Source organism: Thiolapillus sp., from assembly GCF_048562965.1.
Lineage (GTDB): Bacteria > Pseudomonadota > Gammaproteobacteria > Chromatiales > Chromatiaceae > Thiolapillus > Thiolapillus brandeum_A.
On the sequence record NZ_JBHNMF010001678.1, the window covers coordinates 1 to 516 of the forward strand.

The following is a 516-nucleotide window of genomic DNA, read 5'->3' on the forward strand; positions in this document are numbered from 1 at the left end:
GCCTATTGCCGCATCTCCAGTTACCTGCAGACCATGGCAAATCAGGGATACAATCCGCTGGTCGCCATTCAAATGGCCTTTTCGGGACAGCTCTATGCTGATAGGGGTGAGTAGTTACCCCTCGGTATTGGTCAATGAGTTGCGGATCATTATTGGTCAAGCGGTGGATCCTTCCAGTGAAACGCAGGTCGTCACCTCACTCCTGGATCAGGCCCAACAACAGGGTGTCATCGAAACGGCTTTGTTCGATGCGGGCTATTTCAACCAACAGGTGATCGATGCCACGGAGGAACGGGGTATTGAACTGCTCTGTCCAGAAGGTCGGAGCCAAGGAAAAGACTGGCATAAGCAATCGGGGAAATATTATCCCAAGAGTCACTTTCAGTATGATCTGGAGCAAGCGTGTCTTCGGCCTCGTGATAGATTTTGGGACATCCCAGTCCCCAAAATCGACTCGGCCTTTGACAACCTATTGGTGCCCCAGACGTCCTGGTCACCAAGCACTACGCAACAACT

At 51.7% G+C, this 516-nt stretch carries 1 protein-coding gene; it reads left to right on the plus strand.

What is annotated here, in order from left to right; translation table 11 throughout:
- Window positions 1–94 precede the first annotated feature (94 nt).
- Window positions 95–516, plus strand: a 422-nt coding sequence (locus ACOCD2_RS26180; RefSeq protein WP_305801509.1) for a hypothetical protein, incomplete at its 3' end; no start/stop codon positions are given.